This is a genomic window from Actinomadura meridiana (genome assembly GCF_039537545.1).
In the GTDB taxonomy this organism is placed as follows: domain Bacteria; phylum Actinomycetota; class Actinomycetes; order Streptosporangiales; family Streptosporangiaceae; genus Spirillospora; species Spirillospora meridiana.
In genome coordinates this window covers 59,936-79,646 of sequence record NZ_BAABAS010000005.1, presented here as the reverse complement: position 1 = coordinate 79,646, position 19,711 = coordinate 59,936, and the positions used below count along the sequence as shown (strand labels likewise).

At 69.5% G+C, this 19,711-nt stretch carries 21 protein-coding genes and 3 tRNA genes; 5 read left to right on the top strand and 19 right to left on the bottom strand.

Annotated elements, in window-relative coordinates:
- Positions 1-58: 58 nt before the first annotated feature.
- The 3 genes from ABD808_RS09595 to ABD808_RS09585 all read right to left on the bottom strand — a co-directional run bounded on the left by ABD808_RS09595 (position 59) and on the right by ABD808_RS09585 (position 3,303).
- Positions 59-1,159: an L-type lectin family protein gene (locus ABD808_RS09595; RefSeq protein WP_344893175.1), complete on the bottom strand. Its 1,101-nt coding sequence runs from the start codon at positions 1,157-1,159 to the stop codon at positions 59-61.
- 178 nt (positions 1,160-1,337) lie between these two features.
- Complete coding sequence (locus ABD808_RS09590; protein WP_344893172.1) at positions 1,338-2,957, bottom strand: caspase family protein; 1,620 nt, start codon at positions 2,955-2,957, stop codon at positions 1,338-1,340.
- A complete protein-coding gene (locus ABD808_RS09585) occupies positions 2,947-3,303 on the bottom strand; it encodes an effector-associated constant component EACC1 (protein ID WP_344893169.1) in 357 nt (118 codons plus the stop codon). Before ABD808_RS09585 ends, ABD808_RS09590 begins: the two co-directional genes overlap by 11 nt.
- A 230-nt stretch (positions 3,304-3,533) precedes the next feature.
- Here ABD808_RS09585 and ABD808_RS09580 point away from each other — a divergent pair, with 230 nt between their 5' ends.
- A complete protein-coding gene (locus tag ABD808_RS09580) occupies positions 3,534-4,298 on the top strand; it encodes a hypothetical protein (protein ID WP_344893166.1) in 765 nt (254 codons plus the stop codon).
- A gap of 16 nt (positions 4,299-4,314) precedes the next feature.
- On the opposite strand, the gene ABD808_RS09575 is transcribed toward ABD808_RS09580, so the two are convergent.
- The 3 genes from ABD808_RS09575 to ABD808_RS09565 all read right to left on the bottom strand — a co-directional run bounded on the left by ABD808_RS09575 (position 4,315) and on the right by ABD808_RS09565 (position 4,863).
- Positions 4,315-4,387: transfer RNA gene (locus ABD808_RS09575), tRNA-Glu, on the bottom strand.
- Positions 4,388-4,694: 307 nt separating this feature from the next.
- A tRNA-Glu gene (locus tag ABD808_RS09570) sits at positions 4,695-4,767 on the bottom strand.
- A gap of 24 nt (positions 4,768-4,791) precedes the next feature.
- Positions 4,792-4,863: transfer RNA gene (locus tag ABD808_RS09565), tRNA-Gln, on the bottom strand.
- 173 nt (positions 4,864-5,036) lie between these two features.
- On the opposite strand from ABD808_RS09565, the gene ABD808_RS09560 reads away from it, so the two are divergent.
- Positions 5,037-5,636 carry a PadR family transcriptional regulator gene (locus ABD808_RS09560; RefSeq protein ID WP_344893163.1) on the top strand — a complete coding sequence of 200 codons (600 nt, stop codon included), beginning with the start codon at positions 5,037-5,039 and terminating at the stop codon, positions 5,634-5,636.
- Here the strand turns inward: ABD808_RS09560 and ABD808_RS09555 are convergent.
- The 7 genes from ABD808_RS09555 to ABD808_RS09525 all read right to left on the bottom strand — a co-directional run bounded on the left by ABD808_RS09555 (position 5,626) and on the right by ABD808_RS09525 (position 10,219).
- Entirely contained in the window at positions 5,626-6,261 is a 636-nt protein-coding gene (locus ABD808_RS09555; RefSeq protein ID WP_344893160.1) for a DUF2461 domain-containing protein, read from the bottom strand. The two genes, ABD808_RS09560 and ABD808_RS09555, sit on opposite strands and share 11 nt — an antisense overlap.
- 23 nt (positions 6,262-6,284) lie before the next feature.
- The gene (locus ABD808_RS09550) at positions 6,285-7,052 is read right to left on the bottom strand and encodes a fumarylacetoacetate hydrolase family protein (protein WP_344893157.1); all 768 of its coding nucleotides are present in this window, start codon (positions 7,050-7,052) and stop codon (positions 6,285-6,287) included.
- Positions 7,053-7,130: 78 nt separating this feature from the next.
- On the bottom strand, positions 7,131-8,282 hold the full coding sequence (locus tag ABD808_RS09545) for a cellulose binding domain-containing protein (protein WP_344893154.1): 1,152 nt from the start codon (positions 8,280-8,282) through the stop codon (positions 7,131-7,133).
- Positions 8,283-8,378: 96 nt separating this feature from the next.
- Positions 8,379-8,750, bottom strand: a complete 372-nt coding sequence (locus ABD808_RS09540) for a tetratricopeptide repeat protein (protein WP_344893151.1) — start codon at positions 8,748-8,750, stop codon at positions 8,379-8,381.
- Between the two features lie 180 nt (positions 8,751-8,930).
- The gene (locus ABD808_RS09535) at positions 8,931-9,335 is read right to left on the bottom strand and encodes a DUF6292 family protein (RefSeq protein ID WP_344893148.1); all 405 of its coding nucleotides are present in this window, start codon (positions 9,333-9,335) and stop codon (positions 8,931-8,933) included.
- Between the two features lie 268 nt (positions 9,336-9,603).
- A complete protein-coding gene (locus ABD808_RS09530) occupies positions 9,604-9,960 on the bottom strand; it encodes a hypothetical protein (RefSeq protein WP_344893146.1) in 357 nt (118 codons plus the stop codon).
- 46 nt (positions 9,961-10,006) lie between these two features.
- On the bottom strand, positions 10,007-10,219 hold the full coding sequence (locus ABD808_RS09525; protein ID WP_344893143.1) for a hypothetical protein: 213 nt from the start codon (positions 10,217-10,219) through the stop codon (positions 10,007-10,009).
- Between the two features lie 245 nt (positions 10,220-10,464).
- Here ABD808_RS09525 and ABD808_RS09520 point away from each other — a divergent pair, with 245 nt between their 5' ends.
- The gene (locus ABD808_RS09520; protein ID WP_344893140.1) at positions 10,465-11,457 is read left to right on the top strand and encodes a GntR family transcriptional regulator; all 993 of its coding nucleotides are present in this window, start codon (positions 10,465-10,467) and stop codon (positions 11,455-11,457) included.
- Between the two features lie 130 nt (positions 11,458-11,587).
- Complete coding sequence (locus tag ABD808_RS09515) at positions 11,588-12,274, top strand: GNAT family N-acetyltransferase (protein WP_344893137.1); 687 nt, start codon at positions 11,588-11,590, stop codon at positions 12,272-12,274.
- 67 nt (positions 12,275-12,341) lie between these two features.
- Here ABD808_RS09515 and ABD808_RS09510 read toward each other — a convergent pair whose 3' ends face one another.
- A complete protein-coding gene (locus tag ABD808_RS09510) occupies positions 12,342-12,632 on the bottom strand; it encodes a hypothetical protein (RefSeq protein WP_344893134.1) in 291 nt (96 codons plus the stop codon).
- Positions 12,633-12,999: 367 nt separating this feature from the next.
- Between ABD808_RS09510 and ABD808_RS09505 the strand changes: the two genes are divergently transcribed.
- Positions 13,000-14,376 (top strand): cyclic nucleotide-binding domain-containing protein, encoded by a 1,377-nt coding sequence (locus ABD808_RS09505; RefSeq protein WP_344893131.1) that lies wholly within the window; start codon positions 13,000-13,002, stop codon positions 14,374-14,376.
- 5 nt (positions 14,377-14,381) lie between these two features.
- On the opposite strand, the gene ABD808_RS09500 is transcribed toward ABD808_RS09505, so the two are convergent.
- The 5 genes from ABD808_RS09500 to ABD808_RS09480 all read right to left on the bottom strand — a co-directional run bounded on the left by ABD808_RS09500 (position 14,382) and on the right by ABD808_RS09480 (position 19,590).
- Positions 14,382-14,663 carry a GNAT family N-acetyltransferase gene (locus ABD808_RS09500; protein ID WP_344893128.1) on the bottom strand — a complete coding sequence of 94 codons (282 nt, stop codon included), beginning with the start codon at positions 14,661-14,663 and terminating at the stop codon, positions 14,382-14,384.
- 48 nt (positions 14,664-14,711) lie between these two features.
- Positions 14,712-16,289 carry a citramalate synthase gene (gene cimA / locus ABD808_RS09495; protein ID WP_344893125.1) on the bottom strand — a complete coding sequence of 526 codons (1,578 nt, stop codon included), beginning with the start codon at positions 16,287-16,289 and terminating at the stop codon, positions 14,712-14,714.
- 249 nt (positions 16,290-16,538) lie between these two features.
- Positions 16,539-17,642 carry a branched-chain amino acid aminotransferase gene (locus tag ABD808_RS09490; RefSeq protein ID WP_344893122.1) on the bottom strand — a complete coding sequence of 368 codons (1,104 nt, stop codon included), beginning with the start codon at positions 17,640-17,642 and terminating at the stop codon, positions 16,539-16,541.
- A gap of 174 nt (positions 17,643-17,816) precedes the next feature.
- Positions 17,817-18,872: a 3-isopropylmalate dehydrogenase gene (locus ABD808_RS09485; protein ID WP_344893119.1), complete on the bottom strand. Its 1,056-nt coding sequence runs from the start codon at positions 18,870-18,872 to the stop codon at positions 17,817-17,819.
- 43 nt (positions 18,873-18,915) lie between these two features.
- Positions 18,916-19,590 carry a (2Fe-2S)-binding protein gene (locus ABD808_RS09480; protein WP_344893116.1) on the bottom strand — a complete coding sequence of 225 codons (675 nt, stop codon included), beginning with the start codon at positions 19,588-19,590 and terminating at the stop codon, positions 18,916-18,918.
- Positions 19,591-19,711 lie beyond the last annotated feature (121 nt).

The window sequence follows — 19,711 nt, the reverse complement described above, 5'->3', positions numbered from 1 at the left end:
GAAAGGGTGGTCATGGGGCGCGGAGGGACGGTCGGGGGGCCGTCCCTCCGCTTCGTCTTCAACGACTCCGTTCGTCGTCCCCGCGTTCACCCCGGACAACGACACGGCGAATCAGATGCACATCGGTGCGCGCTCCCGTGGACGAGGCGAACCCGAACTTGACGGTGTCCGGCACGGGCTCGGGCGCACGGAATCTCAGCACCGGCTGGAACCCCTTACCGTCCTGGAAGTCGATGTCGACCGTGACCATCGGACTGGAGTCGGGCGACACCACGACATGGACGGTCCGTTTCACCGGCTCCAGCAGGCTCTCCGCCCGCCGCGCGGACACGTTGGCGGGCATCGACTTCAGTCGACCGTGGAGATTCCCCGGAAGCGACGACCCCCAGGCGCCCGACGACGACCTGTCGCCGTTCGTCGCGGCGATCAGACAGTAGCCCTCGACCCCGTTTCCGGGCCCGCGCGCCGTCACGATGTTGGGGCCGGGGGCGGGCTGACGATATTCCGTCCCGGCGGGAGAACGCCGATCGCAGCCGTTCCCGCGCCCTTCCCCGTCACCGAAGTACTCCCCCAGCACATCGAGCCCGATACCGAGATATCCACCGTTGACACCCGGGATGAACATGCCATCGGTTCGGCCGCCCGGCAACCGCTGCGCGTAACCGAGACTCCCCCCGAAGGCGCCCGGCGTGGTGAGAGAGGTCGAACCGTCGACGAGAAAGAACGAGAGCCCGTCGGCCGCCCCCCGCGTGGTGTTGCCGTACTGCCACTGCTCGAAGGAAACGTCCAGCCCGCCCGCCGCCGGGATCGGAGAATCGAACAGCACCGCGCCGGTCTGCTCGTCATGGGCATCGGTGAGCTGGAGATATCCACGCGGGGCCGCGTCCCCCGGCGGGACGGGCCCGACCGGATCGCGGCGGCATCCCCGAAGCCGATGATTCGTGGCCTCCGCCTCGCCCTTCCCACGCGGAGCGCCCGTCAGACACGCGGTCCCGTACCCGACGAAGCGCGTGTCGGCGGCGCCGCCGGTGAACGGTTCGTCCACCACGACCGCCCCGGGCGCCCGGCGCACCTCCACCGCGGACCCGCTGGGCGCGACGGCGACCACGGCCGCGACGATCCCGGCCGACGCGACGAGGCAAGTGCCCCATTTTCTCATATTCCCGTTCTCCGATCGCGAGACGATCCCATTCCCGCTCATGGGAACACGACCTCAGGCCCGGAGCCGCGAACTTCCCGTCTCTTGGAAATACGCGATACAGATCATTACAGAAACGCATGTCACCCCATGCGCCGAACACGCCTACCCCCGCCGCCGCCCAAGGCCCCGGCCCGCCTCACCCACTCAACGGACCGTGGGCAGCCGAATCCGCCGTGTCGGACAGGCCGTTGAACGGTCCGAATCCACCGGAATCAAGCCCGACCCGCACCCAGACAAGCCAGACATCACAGGAGGCAGAACCACCATTTCGAGTCGCGATCAGCCGGATACTCGCGGTGGAGCGCGGCAGGTCCTCCAACCGGTCGAAGCCGCTATGAGCGTCAGCGTCCGCCTTGACGACCAGCTCACCATGAGCGAACACACCACTGTCGGCATATATCTGGTAGCTGATCTTTCCCTGACACTGGGAACCGTTCGCTCCCGACGCCCGAGCGTCGAGATGCCCGTCGAGCCAATGAGCACCCGACACCGAGGGGACCCGCCAGGTCACATCAACGTGCTTGCCGGGGCCGAGAGCCCAGCCGACATCGGTGTCCGCCATCCTGACGAGCGATTCGGAATCACGCAGACTGACAGGCCGGTCACCGTGGTCATAAACGAGTGGAACGTCGGTCCCGTTGAACCCGACCGCGCCCACTGTCGCCGCGATGACGGCGAACGCCGGAACACTCACCCAGAACCTGTACTCGAAGGCCCACACGAGCGGGACAAGGGCGGCGACAATGAGCGTCATCACCAAGCCCCACGTCAGGATTCCCAGCGCCGGAACCAGGAGGTCGGGCCAGACCGACTTCATCAACAGGGTCCAGTCGACCGTCTCCCGAGCAGCCCGCCGAACAACAGATGTCTCAGGAACGACAGGCACCTCAACCTGCGAAGGAGGCGGAGTCGGATCCGACAACACCTGCACGGCCGAACCCGCCACAGGAAGCGGTTCAGGCACAGGGAGCGGTTCAGGCAAAGGCAGCGGTTCAGACACCGCCCTTCGTTCATACGCGGGATTGCGACTGAACTCAAAACGCCCAGACGTGTCGGTGCACCGCTGATTGGGCTTGGGCAGCCCTCGCTCGATCAATCCCACACGCAGATGCGGGAAAAGCGCGTCGAGTGTCAGAAACGGCTGCCCATTGGGCAGCCCGGACTGCACCACATCGAGCAGAACACCCGTGAACGACGTGGTCGCGAGCGCCTGTTCCTCCGGCGGAGGCACATGGGCCGCACGATCGGCGGCGGTCAACGTATAGGTGCCGGCCGTTTCGGTGATGTCCGCGACGCCCGTAGCGGTCATGCCCTGCGTCGCTCGACCGGAGTAACAGCAGTCCAGAATGGCGACCTTGACCCGCGCCGGACTGTACTGAAGCGCCTCCTGGATATGCCGATACTCCACACCGGTCACATCGGAATCGTCACTATGGGTGCTGACAACCGTCAGGGAAAGGTTGCCACGATCGGTGATCGTGCCGTGCCCGACGTAGTAGAGCAGCAACGCGCCGGTCGTGGCCTCGGCCAGCCGCCGCACCTGCTGGATGAGTTCCACCGAGCGATACGGGTTGGCGATGACGGTGACCTGGTCCGGCGACCACCCGCCGAGGTCGTCCGCGACGAGCGTCCTGTGCACCGCACGCAGGCTGTTGTCGGCCGCGGGTAGGCGCGGGAAAGCGTCGTCCAGGAAATACGACACACCGATGAGGATCGCCCGGGACCCCGCACGGTTGGGACCCGGCTCAGGCACCATCGTCAACCTGCCGAAGCAGGTCCATGATCAGCCGTTCGGCGTCGGCCGCCTCGGCCGCTTCCAGCTCCAACGTCCTGCCGTTCGGCGAGGTGATGGTCACCTTCACCGCCGGGCGGCGGCTCCTGATCCAGGTGGGCAGCGACTGCGCCAGAACCGCGGCGACACCACCGGACCCGACGGCGACGGTCACCACGTCCAGGACCCCACCGAGCTCCTCGGCCCCGGCGGCCCGACGTCCCAGCTTGACGAACCCCGCGAGTTCCGCCTCGCCCCGAAGCCAATCGTGGAGCGCGACGAGCCCTCCGACTTCGTCGCCCCCGTCGATCTTGATTTGTACTGTGTTCACCACGTCTCATTCCGACCGCGCCGAAAGGACGATTGTTCCAGACCGGAGCCCTCCGGGAAACGGCCCCACCCGCCGAGATTCCGGCCGCGACGACCAACGCCCGTCATCAGACCGCCCGTCCTCTGCGACGTCCTGCAATAGGCTCCCAAGCGGAACCGGGAATGCCACCACGGTCCCCATACGCGATATATGATCAAAATGGACACGGTGTGTGAGCGGGGAAGGAATCCATGTCCAGCGCACTGCTGAACGTCCTGATCGGCCTGGTGACCACCGTCCTGAGCGGCGGAGGTGTATGGCTGTGGAACCGCACGAAGCAGATACGCACGCTGAACCGCAAGGCCGCGTTCTTCGGTCTCGGCGACAACGCGCCCTGCGTCATCGTGATGAACGAGAAGTACAACAAGCCCGGGAGCACGGCCCAGAATGACGTCCACGCGCTCGTCGAGGTCGCGATGCTCGCGCGGGAACTGGGGAGCCCGGTCGAGATCCGCCGGGCGCACGACTACCAGGGCAGCAACGGCGCCAGCACCGAGTTCTGCATCGGTGGCCCGACAGGCGGCTCCAACCCGCGAACCGGCGGCCACATGGCCGCCCACCTGCCCGGCGTCAGCATCCTCCCCTTCGCGGCCGACGACGCCGACTCGCTGGCGTTCTCCATCGGCGACGAGCATTTCCGCTGCGAGTTCGGCCGGCGTGAATACGCCATAGTGGCCAAGTTCCGGCCCGATCCCGCCGTCGGCCCGGTGTTCATCATCTGCGGGCACACTTCCATCGCCAACCGCGCCGCCGTCCACTTCCTCCAACGCCGGTACCGCGAGTTGGCCTCTTCAGTGGAGACCACCGAACGGTTCTGCCTGGTCATCAAAGTGGACGGAATGGAAACCTACGGCTTCCAGGGCGCCACCCTGGAACGCGACGTCACCCGCATCGCCTTCACCCAGCCGAGCAGCCCGAGAAGGCCCGCCCCCCACATGCAAGAGCCGCAGACCTGACGGCCTGCGGCGAATGTACCCCCGAGCGGATTCGAACCGCCGTTACCGCCTTGAGAGGGCGGCGTCCTAGGCCACTAGACGACGGGGGCCAGATGATGAACCCAAGCGATCTCCCACTCGGGCACCCCCCACCCTACCGGAAATCCCCCACCACCCCGACCGAATAACCCACGGCCAAAGCGGGTGTAGGGGCGCAGCCCCACATTGAGGTTGGCCGCCAGGCCGACGAGTGTTTGAACCTCGGGTTGAGCGGGGCTCGCGGATCTCAGCACGGCCCGGCCACGAGGGGGCGTGGGGGGCGGAGCCCACCACATCGGGGGTCTGGGGGTCGCCCCCCAGATAAGCGCGAAAAACGGCGAAGCCGAGCCAAAGGCTCGGCGAGTAGAAGTCGGCCGGTACCCCCGAGCGGATTCGAACCGCCGTTACCGCCTTGAGAGGGCGGCGTCCTAGGCCACTAGACGACGGGGGCGTGTGTCCGCGAGTGCGGACGCAGCTGGGGTACCAGGACTCGAACCTAGACTAAGTGAACCAGAATCACTCGTGCTGCCGATTACACCATACCCCAGTGGGAACGGGCGTCCGGGCCGGTTGGGGCTGGTCGCTCGCGCCTCGATGAGAATACACGGCTGGGGGACCGCGACCAAAACGGATTGGCGGGCGACCGCCGGGCCGGGCCCCCGTCCGCTCGGCCCGGCGGCGCCGTCTATCGGGGTGGGTCGAGGACGAACAGTAAGGCGTATGGCACGGGAACTGACGACGACGTCCTACGCGGTCCTGTCGTTGCTCGCGGTCCGGCCGTGGACGACGTACGAGCTCAAGGAGCAGATGCGGCGGTCACTGCGGACGATGTGGCCGCGCGCGGAGAGCGTCATCTACGAGGAGCCGAAGAAGCTGGTCGAGCACGGTCTCGCCAGGTCCCGCGTCGAGTACACCGGACGGCGCCGAAGCACGGTCTACGAGATCACCGAGGAGGGGCGCGCCCGCGTCGGGCAGTGGCTGGACGAGCCCGGAGCGGGCCCGGTGATGGAGTTCGAGGCGCTGATCAAGGTGGCGTTCGCCGACCACGGCACCGTCGAACAGCTGCGCACGACGCTGCGGCGGATCAGGGACGACGCCGTGAAGCGCGTCGCCATCACCGAGGCGCGGATGGCCGAGTACGAGGAGGGCGGCCCGTATCCGGATCGGCTCCCGGTCATCGCCCTGCCCTCGAAACTGGTGCGGGAGCAGAACGCGTTGCTGCTGCGCTGGGCCGAGTGGGCGCTGGCAGAGGTCGAGCAGTGGAACGGTGTAACGCCGCAGACCGGGGCACGGATCCCGCCGGACGCCTTCAGCGGGTGAAGTCGGGCGGCCCGATGTGCCGGTGGCCCCAGTCGACGAGGGGACGCAGCCGCCGCCACGACGCGCGGACCCGCGTCACCACCTCCGGCGTCTCCATCCAGGGGTCGGCGGGCCAGCCCTCGTGGGCGTAGAGGGAGCGGTGCCGCAGCAGGTCGAGACGCGGGTGGTCGGGGGGCGTGCCGCGCGGGCGGGTCTTGAGCCGGTCCCCCGCGATCTCCATTCCGGCGGCGCGCAGGTCGTCCACGATGGTCTGGAGTTCCGGGCCGTAGAGGTCAGACCCGGCGGCCTCGCGGTAGCGGTGGAGTTGGTCGGACGTGGGCGCGTACATGCCGCCCGCGACCATCAGCCCGTCCGCGTCGACCTGGAGGTAGAAGCCCTCACTCGTGTGGCCGCCCTGGTGCGTCTTGTAGGGCGTCTTGTCCTTGCTGAAGCGGACGTCCCGGTACGGGCGGAACAGTTTGATGGGGCCGAACTCCTCCTCCAGCTCGGCGCACAGCCGCAGCAGAGGTTCGCGCACATGGCGTTCGTACGTGTCCTTGTGGGCCGTCCAGTACGGCTTGCTGTTGTCGGCCTGCAATCCCTCGTAGAACGCGAACGCCTCGTCGGTGAAACCGCCGAACGCCATGGCACTCCCCCGTCACGGTCGGTTCAGTCGCGGGCGATGACGCGGTTGGTGAGGCCGCCGATGCCCTCGATCGTGACGGTCACCTCGTCCCCGATCTCCAGCGGGCCGATCCCGGCGGGCGTGCCGGTGAGGATGACGTCGCCGGGCAGCAGCGTCATGACCTGGCTGACGTACTCGACCAGGGTCGGGACGTCATGCAGCAAGAGGGACGTGCGGGCGTCCTGCCGCGTCTCGCCGTTGACGGTCGTGGTGATCGCCAGGTCGGCGGGGTCGATCTCGGTCTCGATCCACGGGCCGAGGGGGCAGAACGTGTCGAAGCCCTTGGCGCGCGTCCACTGCTTGTCCTTGGTTTGCAGGTCGCGGGCCGTGACGTCGTTCGCGCAGGTGTAGCCGAGGATGACCTCGGCGGCACGGGACGCCGGGACCTCGCGGCACATCCGCCCGATGACGACGGCCAGCTCGCCCTCGTAGTCGACCCGCTGCGACAGCTTCTGCGGGTAGGCGATCGCCTCCTGCGGGCCGATCACGGCGGTGGACGGCTTGGAGAACACCACCGGCTCGGCGGGCGGCGCGTCCCCTCCCATCTCGCTGACGTGTCCGGCGTAGTTCTTGCCGATCGCGATGACCTTGCTGGGCAGAATCGGCGCGAGCAGCCGGACGTCGGTGAGCGGGAGGCGCTGCCCGGTGAACGTGAGGTCACCGAACGGGTGGGCCGCGATGGCGGCGACGGTGTTCTCCTCCACCACGCCGAAGGACATGCCCTCGTCGGTGGAGAACCTGGCGATACGCATGGTCGAGAGCCTAGCCGCTGACACCGACACGCCTGGGCGCCCCGGGCCTCGCGGCCTCGCGGGCGTCACGGCGTCCGGTCAGAAGCCGCAGGGCTCGCCGTTCAGCTCGCAGCCCTTCGGGGTGGACGTCGCGCCAGCCGCCCCGAACCGGACGTCCCACGTCTCGCCGGGCGGGATCGCGGGCGCGCCCTCCAGGTTCACGATCTCGGGGTTCGCGCCGCCGCTGACCAGCCGAGCGCCCCAGATGTTCCGGACGTTCGCGCCGGGGACCTGGAAGGTGAGCCGCCATGTCCGCATCGGCCGGTCGGTGCGGTTGGTGATCACCAACTGGCCCTCGAAGTATCCCTCGCTCTGCTCGACGAGTTGGTAGGTGATGCCGTCGCCCTTCCGCACCGGCCCGATCGGCGCGGTCGGCACGGCCGGGGCCTCGGACGGCCGCCCCACCGCCCCGCCCGACGGGGTCGGGGTCACGGCGGGCGCCCCACTCGGCGACGGCTCTCCGGGCGCTATCGGAGCTTGGGTGGCCGGGGTGGACGCCGTTGACGGCGGCGGCTGGGCCGTCCCTTTCTCGTCCGAGTCGCCCGAGAGCAGCAGCACCGCGACCACGGCGGCCGCGAGAACCACCACCGCGCCGATCACCGCGACGAACAGCAGTGGACGCCGCGTCCCGGACGGCTCCGACGTCAGCATTCCCACTGACGGCGAGGCGATGGGAGGCGGCACCGTGGCCTCGGACGGAGGAGGGGTCTGCGGCGGGTACACGGGCGTTCCGGCGTCGGGGTCCGTCGGCGGGACGGCCTCGGCGCCGAACTGCGCCGTCCAGGGCGCCTCCTCGGGTGTGACCGCCTGCTCGGGCATGGCCGCTTGCTCGGGCATGACCGGCTGTTCGGCCTCGGTCTCTTCGGCGGGGTCTTCCTGGGGTGGTTCCTGCGCCGGGGGTTCCTTCGGTTGGACGGGCATGTCGGCGATGGTCACCGAGGAACGGCCCTCTGGGGTGACCGCGTCTTCCGGGGTTCCCGGCGGGTCTTGGAGCGTGACGTCCGGGGTCGCTTCCGGCTCGACGTCCTGGAGTGTCGCCCCCGGGTCGATGAGATCGTCGTCGTCGACGACGGTCGAGTCGGCCCCCGTCGCGGCCTCCGGATCCGCGGGGCGGCCCGGGACGTGGAACTCGGCGGTCGTCCTGTGGTCCGGGGGCGTGTACCCGGGCTCCTCGCCGCTCAACTCGTCCACCCTCCGCTGTCGTCGATCTCATGGAGTCCGACGACGAACGGGGCGGATCGGTTCATGACGAACCGGGAGGAGTCCGGCGGTGGTCAGTTCAAGGGGTCAGCCGGTGACGGCGGGTTCGAGACCGCGCCGCGCCGCCTGCCGCAACTGCCGGTTGAGCAGGTCGGTGATCAGCTCGATGGCGTCCGGGGTGGTGGCGTCCTGCGCGCCGCTGAGCCAGCGGGTCGCCTCGGCCAGCAGGTCCTCGGCCGAGTCGGCGGCGGAGCCCTCGTCGGCCAACCGGCCCAGCACGGCGCCGAGGCGCAGAGCGGCGTCGGCGCGACCGGACTCGGCGACCACGCGGAACCAGTCCGCGGCCTGTTCGAGGTCGCCCTCGCGCTCGCAGGTCTCTCCGAGGCCGAACGCCACGTCCGCCCACGCCCCGTCCGTGGGACACCCAAGGTCCTCGGGGCTCAAGGGTCGGACAGTCATGGGATCACTCCGGCGCGTCGGTCAACAGAAGAACGGCGAGTGGAACGCCCCACACGCCGTGTCGGTCCAATGGTGGACGTTCCACCCGAAATCCGCCACCGGTTTCGCCATCTTCGGCGAAGTTTCTGCGTAACCGCACCGATGCGGACGGAAAGACTGTCGTTGCGCCGAACGAGCCGTTCAGCTCGCCGAATAGCGGCCGAGCGCGTCCTCGAAGCCGTCGTGACCGGCGGTGAAAGGACGCGGACGCGTCAGGGAGCCCTCGGCTCCGGCCGTCATCAGGGCGGGGACGGTCCGCGGGTCCGGCAGCACGCCGTCGCCCAACCGGACGGGGTCGCGCAGGACGGTACGAACGCCCGGCTCGCCGGAGACGAACTCGCCGAGGACGAAGCCCTCGGACTCGTTCCACACCAGGGCCTGGAGACCGAGAACGAACGTCGCGTCACGGGGATTGCATGGATCGAGCCATACCTCGGAGAGCGGAACCCCGCCCGCCTGAAGCGCGTCGCCGACGCGGGTGATGTAGCCGCGAGTGGCTTCGACGAACGGGTCGGGGTGGGGCAGAGGTCGAATGTGGCCGATCACTAGGTCTACCTCTCTTCCGTTCAGACTCCTGTATTTAGAAGTATGAGGGAAAAGATCCGTTATGTCCCGTTTGTCGGCAAGGAAATTTTTCGGAAGGCAGCCCAAACAGACCCCTTCGCCCCTGTCTCCTCCCTTCTCTCCCCCTTGACTCGTCCGTTACCGGGCCCCGGACCACCCGGGTCCTGACGCGTCGCGACGCCCGCCGCGCGCCGTTGCGCCGCGGGTGCCGCCGTCACTCGTCACGCCATCGTGCACAGCGCGGTCACTCTCACCGCGCCGCCGCGGTGGACGGCGCGCGGAACCGGGGTCGCGGCACCGCGCAGACGAGCCGGGGCACGACGACCACCACGGCGAGGCTCGCCGCCGAGCAGAACGCCGTCAGCCGGGCGGTCGCGCCCGCGCGGCGCCCCAGTTCGGCCGTGAACACCAGGACCGCGATCCCGGCGACCACGAGGGACCAGTCGACCTCCGTCCAGGCCCGCGCCATCGGATGGGTGGCGTGGACCGGGGTGAGCAGCACGAACGGGTAGGCCCGCTCGCTCGGCTCCTCGCACACGGTGCCCCGCCCGTACCCGGACACCGGGTACGACGCGCTCGGCACCGCGTCTGTCCAGCTGTTCTCCACTTCGAACTCTCCTTTGGTCTGCGGCCCGCCCCGCGGCGACCGGAGATCATGCGCCGGGGCCGCCCGCGGGCGGCTCACCGGCCGGGACCACCACGTTGACCAGCAACGCCCGGCGGCCGAGCGCCGGTGTCGGACTGGTCATCCGGGTGCGGAACTTCAGGCCCTTCGTGCGAAGGCCCATGAAGAAGACGACATAGATCGACAGGACCAGGAACAGCGCCAGGGGACCAAGGACCCACAGGGCGATCGCGGCGGTCATGGTGATCCCTCCTCCGACTGGTCGGCGGTATCCCTTACATCCAGCACATCTCACTGCTACTGTTGTCGACGTTCTCTGCTGGTTGAGTTGTACCAACAAGTCTCTCACTCAAGGTGTTACCATTTTTAGAGGTTGCAAACACATTGCATGGGAACGACTTGTTCAGGTCATGAGGCCGGTGACGTCCAAGTCCCTCGTCGGGCGACGGAGCACGGCCGAGTGGACACCGGGAAGGAGCGGATCCGATGGCTCGATCCACGCCGGTCCGCTGGCGCGACATCGCCGATGACCTGCTGCGACGCATCGAATCGGGTGATCTCAGCCCTCGCGGGACCTCGTCCGGGCGACGACGCCTGCCGCCCGAGAAGGACCTGGAGACCCGCTACGGCGCGTCCCGCAACACGGTGCGCGACGCGCTCTCCTACCTGCAACAGCAGGGATACGTGGTCTCGGAACAGGGCAAGGGGACGTTCGTCGTCCACCGGCCCGACATCGTCCATGTGACGCTGTCCGCCGCGGAGATCGACCTCGCGCCGGGCCTCGGGACGGGTGAGTGGTACAACCGCGACGCCCACGTCCCCGGACACCGGAAGGTGCGGGTGTCCCCGGTCAGGGTGGAGGTCCAGGAGGGCACCAAGGTCATCGCCCGCTACCTCCAGACGAACCCCGGCTCGGAGTTCATCCTCCGCCACCAGGAGCTGTATCTGGACGAGCAGCCGTGGGCCCTCCAGACCTCCTTCTATCCGCTGGAGTTCGCCACCGGCGGCGCGTCCCGTCTCCTCTACCCGCGCGACATCCCGGAAGGCGCGGTCGCCTACCTCCGCGAGACGCTCGGCTACGAGGAGGTCGGCTTCCACGACGAGATCAAGGCCCGGGTGCCGAACGAGCAGGAACGCCGGTTCTTCGGCCTCGGCGAGTCGGCGGCCGACGCGGTGTTCGAGACCGTCCGGACGGCCTACTCCCCCGACGGGACGGCGTTCCGCCTGACCGTGGCGGTCTGGGCCGCCGACCGGACGCGGCTGCACTACAACGACGGTCAGGTCCCCCTCGACGTCCTCAGCGCACCCGGCACGGGGCCGCCCGGCGGAGCCGACGCGGACGCAGGCAACGCAGACGCGGGCAACGCGGTCACAGGCAACGCGGTCACAGGCAACGCGGTCACAGGCAAGGACGCCGACGCGACCGCGAAGGGCTCGCCAAGCGAATCCCCATCGTCCGACGACGCCGAAAGCGGATAGACAGCCGCCGCCCGACCATGGCGACCGTCTCCCACTCGTCCCACCCGCCCCCTTCCCGACCGGTCGAGAGTCAGGACTCCCAGGAACGGCCGGGAAGCGGGGCTCGGTCCTTCACGGAGTTCAGGAGAACGTGGACACTGACACCGGGGCCCGTCAACGCGGCCGGGCCCGCCACACCAGCTACCGCATCCGCCTGGCCCGGCCGGACGAGATCGACGTCGTCCTCGGGCTGATCGACCACGCGGCCGACTGGCTGCGCACCAAGAGGACGACGCAGTGGGAACGGCCGTGGCCCAGCACGGACGACCGCAGGAAGCGCGTCCACGAGGCCCTGCTGAACGACGAGACGTGGCTGCTGTTCCACGGTCGGCGCCCGATCGGGACCGTCAGCATCAGGCTCATCGGCCATGAGGAGCTCTGGACGCCGGAGGAACGCCGGACGGAGGCCGTCTACCTGCACCGGCTCGTCATCCACCGCGCCTACGCGGGCCAGGGCCTCGGCGCCGAGCTGATCGAATGGGCGGGACGCGCGGGGGCGTCCCGGCAGCGCGACGCGGAACTGATCAGGATCGACGTCTGGACCGACAACGGCGAGCTGCACGCCTACTACCGCCGCCAGGGGTTCACGGACGTCGCGGTCCGCACCACCAGCGACGCGACCCCGTCGGGCGCGCTGTTCGAGAAGCGGCTGGACGTGTCCGCGCCCTCCCGCCGCCCCCGGATCGTCGAGGCGCGCGACGCCGGGGAACCGGGCATCGCGCTCCGGCGGACCCGGCTCATCGCCGCGCCCCAACCGTCGGCGCCCGCGGCCCGGTGACCACCCGGGCTGCGCCCGACCGGCCAGACCGCGCCCGACCAGCCAGGCCGGATCGAACAACGCCAGGTCAGACGAAGCGGACGAGCATCAGGTCGCTGTCGGGGCTCTCGCGCCAGTAGACGGCACCCGGATCTCGGGACATCCCCTCGACCTCCCCGGCGATGATCAGCGCCCGGTTGATGCAGTCCGTCTTGTTGTAGCCGGTCATCTCCTGGAGGCGTTGCAGCGCCTGGACGGCCTTGCCGGTCAGGTTGACCGTCACCCGTTCGGGCTGCGGGACCGCCTCGGTGCGGTGTGCCCTCTCACCGGCGTCCAAGCTCCCACCCGAGGTGTCGGAAACTGCTCGAGAGTTCGTCATGAGCGCGTTCTCCTATCCGGGACGGAGGCCGGGGCGGGGGCCGGACCGGCGACCGTCCGGCACGGGGTGCCCGGGCGCCCACCGGTCAGCGAGGATGCAGCCTTCCGCCAGCGAACCCATGCCCCTCGCGCAGGGTGCACGTTAGAGGTTCCCCCCACCGGAACCCCGGAAACCTGTACCATCTCGACTCCGCTTCATTGTTGCCAGCTGGATAGCCAACACTCACCTCATTTTATACAGCATTCGTATGCTCATTGCATGTCCTTCCTATGGTTCCCTGGTATTGTGACCGTGGGGAGAAGTGGGGACAGGACGCCGAGGGGGCGCGCGTACACGCGGCGCACCCTCCCGGGGGAAGGACTACTTCGTGAGCACTGACCGTTTCCGTAAGCGGCCGCGGGGGCAAGCGGCTCCCCACGGCGGCACCAGCCTGCTGAGCGCGAAGGTCACCACGCCGGTGACCGTCCTGGCCGTCGTGCTGGGGTACGCGATGGACGGCTCGGCGGGCGCGATGATCACCGGCTCGCTGACATTCCTCACGTTTCCCGTGGTGAGCGTGACGAACGCCTTCGTCCAGTACATGAGGGCCGGGACGCTGCACGAGACGCCCGGGCCGCCGCCGTCCGGGCCCGCCCCGCCGCTGGCGGTCGCCGTCCCCGGCGACGAACTGGTCGAGATCCCGACGTTCGGCGCCTACGACGAGACCACGTTCTGGGGCTCGCTGATGCCGGACGAGCAGGGCACCCTCAGCGCCCTGGCGCGCAGCCACGTCTACCGCAAGGACGACTCGCTGTGCTGCGAGGGCGGCCCCGCCACCGAGGTCATCGTGATCCTGTCCGGCTGGACGCGGGTGTGGGTCGACGAGGGCGCCGAGCAGCGCACCCTCGCCTTTCGCGGCGCGGGCGAGCTGATCGGCGAGCGCGCCGCGCTGATGGTCAAGAACAGGTCCGCGAACGTGACCGCCGAGGGCGACGTGCGGGCCCTGCGGATCGGCCCCCGCGACTTCGCGACGTTCCTGGACGGGCACCCGCGCGTCCGCGGCGTTCTGGAGCAGCAGGTGTATCAGCGTCAGGTCGAACCGGCCGTCCTGGGCGGCGCGGGGGGTCGTGCCCCCACGAGCGACTGGCCGGGGCCGGTAGCGCTGCCCGACTGGTCGGGCGGCAACTGCACGATCCTGATCACCGACATCACCGGGTTCAGCTCGCCGTCGCGCACCGACGCCGACCGCAAGCACGTCCTCGACGCCATGTACGGGTTGCTGGACGAGTCGTTCGCCGCGTCCTCCCTGCGGCTCGCCGACCTCTACCGGGAGGACCGCGGCGACGGGGCGCTGATCGTCGTCCCGCCCACCACGCCGACCGAGGCGGTCATCGACCCGATGCTCGCGCACCTGGCCGCCGGCCTGCGCCGCTACAACCGCCGCGCCGCCGACCCCTGCCGGATGCAGCTGCGCGTCGCGCTCAACGTGGGCCCCGTGCAGCGCGGGCCCAACGGCGTGTCCGGCATCTCGATCATCAAGACGCGGCGCATGGTGGACGCGCCCGCGGTGAAGAAGCGGGTCGCCGAGTCCGGCGCCGACCTGGGGTTCGTCACCTCCGACTTCGTCTTCGACACCGTCATCACGTCCGCCCCCGGGTTCGTCGACCCCGGCCGGTACGCGCGGGTCCGCGTGCGGCTGAAGGAGACGTCGCAGTCGGCATGGCTCACCCTCGAAGGCGGCGACTCACGGCTACGCGCCGTCTGAGCCCCTCACTTCGCGACCATGTCCTGGTAGTCGGGGTGCTTCTCGATCCACTTCCTGATGAACGGGCAGAGCGGCACGACCGACAGGCCCTTGGCCCGGACGTCGTCCAAGACGCCACGGGCCAGCGAACTGCCGACGCCCTTGCCCTCGTAGTCGGAACCGACCTCGGTGTGGGCGAGGACGAGCGCGCTGTCGCCCCGCTCGTACTCCACGAACCCGGCGACGTCGCCGTCCAGGCTGATCTCGTAGCGGTTCCGCGCGGAGTTGTCGGTGATCTCGGTGCTCATGCCTCCGATAATGCCCGCCGCGTCGGACTGATTCCCGTCGGGCCCCCGTCAGCCCGCCTCGTAGCCCGCGCGAAGCAGGCTGTAGGTCACGGCCTCCTCCAACGCCTGCCACGACGCCGCGATGACGTTGTCCTCCACGCCGACCGTGCCCCACTCGCGTTCGCCGTCGCTGGACTCGATCAGCACCCGGGTGCGGGCGTCGGTGCCGTGCGAGCCCTCCAGGATGCGGACCTTGTAGTCGATCAGCTCCAGCCGCGCCAGCTCCGGGTAGAGGCGGCCGAGCGCGATGCGCAGCGCGTTGTCGAGCGCGTTGACGGGGCCGTTGCCCTCCCCCGTCGCGATGATCCGCTCGCCCTTGGCGTGCAGCTTGACGGTCGCCTCGCTGACCATGGAGCCGTCCGGACGGCGCTCCACGATCGACCGCCAGGACTCGACCTCGAAGTGCCGCTGCCGGACGCCGGTCAGCTCCTCGCGCAGCAGCAGCTCGAACGAGGCGTCCGCGGCCTCGAAGGTGTAGCCGGTGGACTCCAGCTCCTTGACCTTGCCCACGACCGCCTTGGCCTTCTCGCCGGACAGGTCGTAGCCGAGCTCGCGGCCCTTCAGCTCCACCGACGCGCGTCCGGCCATGCTGGAGACGAGCATCCGCATGTCGTTGCCGACGGCGGCCGGGTCGATGTGCTGGTACAGGTCGGGGTCGATCTTGACGGCGGAGGCGTGCAGCCCCGCCTTGTGCGCGAACGCCGACACGCCGACGTAGGGCTGCTGGGAGCTGGGCGCGACGTTGGTGACCTCGGACACGGCGTGCGCGATCCGGGTCATCTCGGCGAGCTGGTTGTCGGAGACCAGCGACATGCCGCGCTTGAGCTGGAGGTTCCCGACGACGGTGAACAGGTTGGCGTTGCCGCTGCGCTCGCCGTACCCGTTCGCGCAGCCCTGGACGTGGGTGGCCCCGGCCTTCACGGCGGCGAGGGAGTTGGCGACCGCGCAGCCGGAGTCGTCATGGCAGTGGATGCCGACGCGGACGCCGAGCCCCACGACCTCGTGGACGACGTCGGCCAGCTCGTCCGGCAGCATGCCGCCGTTGGTGTCGCACAGCGCGACGACGTCGGCGCCCGCCTCGGCGGCGGTCCGCACGGCCTCCAGCGCGTAGGCGCGGTTCGCCTTGTAGCCGTCGAAGAAGTGCTCGGCGTCAAGGAAGACTCGTTGGCCCTCCGCACGCAGGTGGGAGACCGTGTCGCGGATCATCGCGAGGTTCTCCTCCAGGGTGGTGCGGAGGGCCAGCTCGACATGCCTGTCGTGACTCTTGGCGACAAGGGTCACGACGGACGCGCCGGAGTCGCGCAGCGCGGCAACCTGGGGGTCGTCGGCGGCCCGCACACCGGCCCGGCGGGTCGCGCCGAACGCGGTGAGCTGCGCGTGCGTCAGGCCGAGCTCTGTTCGAGCCCGCCTGAAGAATTCGGTGTCCTTGGGGTTGGCTCCGGGCCAGCCGCCCTCGATGAAGCCCACGCCAAGGTCGTCCAGGTGCCGCGCGATGGCGAGCTTGTCGGCCACGGAGAGGTTGAGCCCCTCCTGCTGCGAGCCGTCGCGCAGGGTGGTGTCGTAGACGTGGAAAGCGTCGCCTTGCATTGCGTGGTACCCCCAAGGGGACTGCGCCAGGACACAAAAAAGACCCCTCACGGACGTGAGAGGTCTGCGCGCCGGCGCTTGTCCCGTTAGCTGCTGCCGGCGCGCCAGCCGATAATCACGAGGCTGATGCGCATGATGCACACAGTCTGCCACACAACCCCGCGCGCTTGGGACACCGGTCTCGGATGCTGAGACATCCCAGGTGGACGGCGTGGCCCCGGTGCGGTACCGGGGCCTCGACGACCGTGATCAGGCGATCTTGTGGACCCAGCCGTACGGGTCGGGACGGGTGCCGTACTGGATGCCGATGAGCTCCTGGCGCAGCCGCATCGAGATCTCGCCGGGCTCGCCGTCGCCGATCGTCCACTCCCGGTCCGCGCCCTTGACCCGGCCGACCGGGCTGATGATCGCGGCCGTGCCGCAGCCGAACACCTCGGTGATCTCGCCGGACTCGCAGCCGGACTGCCACTCCTCGACGCTGATCTTGCCCTCCTCGGCGGGGATGCCGAGGTCGGTCGCCAGCTTCAGCATGGAGTTGCGGGTGACGCCCGCGAGCAGCGTCCCGGTGAGCGCGGGCGTCAGGAGCCGGGCCTGGGAGCCGGAGCCGTAGACGAACATGAGGTTCATCGAACCCACCTCCTCGACCCAGCGGTGCTCCACGGCGTCCAGCCAGACGACCTGGTCGCAGCCCTCCGCGACGGCCTGCGCCTGACCGGCGAACGAGGCGGCGTAGTTGCCGCCGGTCTTGGCCTCGCCGGTGCCGCCGGGCGCGGCGCGGGTGAAGTCCTGCGAGAGCCACACGGACACCGGCTTGATGCCGCGCGGGTAGTACAGGCCGGACGGGGACGCGATGACGGCGAAGAGGAACTCGCTGGCCGGGCTGTTGACGCCGAGGGCGCGGGTGGTGGCGATCATGAAGGGCCGGACGTAGAGGCTGTGCCCCTCGGTCTCGGGCACCCACTCCCGGTCGGTGCGGACGAGCAGCTCGATCGCGTCGACGAACAGCTGCTCGGGGATCTCCGGCATCGCCATCCGGCGGGCGGACCGGTTCATCCGCGCCGCGTTCATGAACGGCCTGAACGTGACGACGGATCCGTCCGGCTGCTTGTAGGCCTTGAGGCCCTCGAAGAGCTCCTGCGCGTAGTGGAACACCTGGCTGGCCGGGTCCATCGGAAGCGGCCCGTAGGGTTCGAGGCGCGCGTCGTGCCAGCCCCGGTCCGGCGAGTAGCGGATCGTGATCATGTGGTCGGTGAAGTGCCGGCCGAAGCCGGGATCGGCCATGACGCGCGCGCGGTCGTCCGCCGTCGCGGGTCGCTCGGTGCGCGTGATCTCGAAGTCAAGTGTGCTGCTCATCGCGGTGTCGTCCTCTCGCGGATCGCCGGAACGGCCCCATCGCCGCTACGGCTTCCATAGTCCCTATTGTCCTACTTCGTCTAGTCCCACTCCTCCGGGCGCGGCGCACACGAAAAACCGGGCGCGCCGCGTGGCGCGCCCGGAGATCCTCTGGTCCGGCAGAGAGGCGCGCCCTCAGCCGGATACTCGCTTGGCGATCGCGTCACCGATCTGCGTCGTGGACCGCTCGCCGACCGCGGCCCGCTCGGCCAGGTCGTCGGAGACGGCGCGCTCGACCCGGCGGGCGGCGTCGGCCGCGCCGATGTGGTCGAGCAGCATGGCGACCGACAGGATCGTGGCGGTCGGGTCGGCCTTGCCCTGCCCGGCGATGTCGGGCGCGCTGCCGTGCACCGGCTCGAACATCGACGGCGCGGTGCGGTCGGGGTTGACGTTCCCGGACGCGGCGAGCCCGATCCCCCCGGCGACGGCGGCGCCGAGGTCGGTGATGATGTCGCCGAACAGGTTGTCGGTGACGATCGTGTCGAACCGCTGCGGCTGCGACACGAAGAACATCGTGGCCGCGTCGACATGGCAGTAGGCGGTCGTGACCTGCGGGTACTCCTCGCCGACCTGCTTCAGCGTGCGCTGGTACAGGTCGCCCGCGAAGGTGAGGACGTTGTCCTTGTGGACGAGCGTGAGGTGCTTGCGGGGCCGCCCCGCGGCGACCTCGAAGGCGTACCGGATGACCCGCTCGACACCGTAGGCGGTGTTGACGCTCTCCTGCGTGGCGACCTCGTGCTGGGTGCCCTTGCGGACGACGCCGCCGACGCCGGTGTACGGCCCCTCGGTGCCCTCCCGGATCACGACCATGTCGATGTCGTCGGTGGTCACCCCGGCCAGCGGAGTCGACACGCCAGGGAACAGCTTCACCGGACGCAGGTTGACGTAGTGGTCGAGCTCGAACCTGGCCCGCAGCAGCAGCCCGCGCTCCAGCGTCCCGCTCGGCACGGTCGGGTCGCCGACGGCGCCCAGCAGGATGACCTCCTGCTGGCGCAGCTCGTCCAGGACGGCGTCGGGCAGCGTCTCGCCGGTCCGGTGCCAGCGGGCGGCGCCCAGGTCATAGGACGTCCGCTCGAACGTGAGACCGCTGGACGGGGACACCGCGTCGAGGACCTTCAGCCCTTCGGCGACCACCTCTGGACCGATCCCGTCCCCCGGGATCACGGCCAGACGAACACTGCGGGAAACCATGCGCGCACTCTACTGCAAACGTCTCAGTGCCTGGGCTTCGATCTCACATTTCGGGACGCAAGCAGCAGTCGCCGCACATGCCCCCACCTGGGACACGGTAGTACAGACAGCAGCTACGCCGGACGTATCCGTGCGTCCCCCACACGCCCGTCGCCTCCAGGGGTTCCCGCCCGAGCAACTCCCGGACGATGGCGCGCCGCGCAAGATCATCGGGCCCCACATTGAGGCTCCCGACCAGAGCGGACGCGGCGTTCCCCCACGCGAGCCCCTCCGCGAGGCCCGCCGTCAACTCCCGCAACCGGCGAAGTTGGCCGTCCACGACCACGGAGTAGACCCGCTCGGCGGCACCGACCGCGTCGTTCACCCGCCACCCGCGAGGCTCGACGACTCCCAGCACGATCGGCTCGCCGGGCAGCCCGCGCCACCTCAACTCCCCCAGATCAGGCACGACCCCCAGAGCCGCCGAGGCGACGACCGGCGACCACAACCGCGCCGCGAGCCCCTGAAACAGCAGCGAACTCGCCACCCGGGCCTCCCCGGTGCCGAGCCGCTCGGCGTAATCACCGCTCAGCGCGTCAAGTTTCCCGACCTCGCCGGGAAACGCGCTCCACCCGGCACCGTCCGCCTGAACCCCGGTGACGATCTCGAAGTAGGGCCCGAGCCGGGCGGCCTCCCCCAACACCTCGGCCACCTCACGGTGACCAACATCGACCGCCATGCGCCCAGTTTCCCACCCGCGAACCAAGACAGCTCCTCGCGATCCTGCCCGAGGACGGGTTCAGGATCGCGAGGAGCTGTCTGTGGAACGCACAGCGACCGCCGCTGCGGGGTCCGGCTGG

Bases quoted from the DNA above. Each gene is read 5' to 3' on its own strand.
- ABD808_RS09595 (WP_344893175.1), bottom strand. From the start codon at position 1,159: ATGAGAAAATGGGGCACTTGCCTCGTCGCGTCGGCCGGGATCGTCGCG.
- ABD808_RS09590 (WP_344893172.1), bottom strand. From the start codon at position 2,957: ATGGTGCCTGAGCCGGGTCCCAACCGTGCGGGGTCCCGGGCGATCCTC.
- ABD808_RS09580 (WP_344893166.1), top strand. From the start codon at position 3,534: ATGTCCAGCGCACTGCTGAACGTCCTGATCGGCCTGGTGACCACCGTC.
- ABD808_RS09560 (WP_344893163.1), top strand. From the start codon at position 5,037: ATGGCACGGGAACTGACGACGACGTCCTACGCGGTCCTGTCGTTGCTC.
- ABD808_RS09555 (WP_344893160.1), bottom strand. From the start codon at position 6,261: ATGGCGTTCGGCGGTTTCACCGACGAGGCGTTCGCGTTCTACGAGGGA.
- ABD808_RS09550 (WP_344893157.1), bottom strand. From the start codon at position 7,052: ATGCGTATCGCCAGGTTCTCCACCGACGAGGGCATGTCCTTCGGCGTG.
- ABD808_RS09540 (WP_344893151.1), bottom strand. From the start codon at position 8,750: ATGACTGTCCGACCCTTGAGCCCCGAGGACCTTGGGTGTCCCACGGAC.
- ABD808_RS09525 (WP_344893143.1), bottom strand. From the start codon at position 10,219: ATGACCGCCGCGATCGCCCTGTGGGTCCTTGGTCCCCTGGCGCTGTTC.
- ABD808_RS09520 (WP_344893140.1), top strand. From the start codon at position 10,465: ATGGCTCGATCCACGCCGGTCCGCTGGCGCGACATCGCCGATGACCTG.
- ABD808_RS09510 (WP_344893134.1), bottom strand. From the start codon at position 12,632: ATGACGAACTCTCGAGCAGTTTCCGACACCTCGGGTGGGAGCTTGGAC.
- ABD808_RS09500 (WP_344893128.1), bottom strand. From the start codon at position 14,663: ATGAGCACCGAGATCACCGACAACTCCGCGCGGAACCGCTACGAGATC.
- cimA (WP_344893125.1), bottom strand. From the start codon at position 16,289: ATGCAAGGCGACGCTTTCCACGTCTACGACACCACCCTGCGCGACGGC.
- ABD808_RS09490 (WP_344893122.1), bottom strand. From the start codon at position 17,642: ATGAGCAGCACACTTGACTTCGAGATCACGCGCACCGAGCGACCCGCG.
- ABD808_RS09485 (WP_344893119.1), bottom strand. From the start codon at position 18,872: ATGGTTTCCCGCAGTGTTCGTCTGGCCGTGATCCCGGGGGACGGGATC.
- ABD808_RS09480 (WP_344893116.1), bottom strand. From the start codon at position 19,590: ATGGCGGTCGATGTTGGTCACCGTGAGGTGGCCGAGGTGTTGGGGGAG.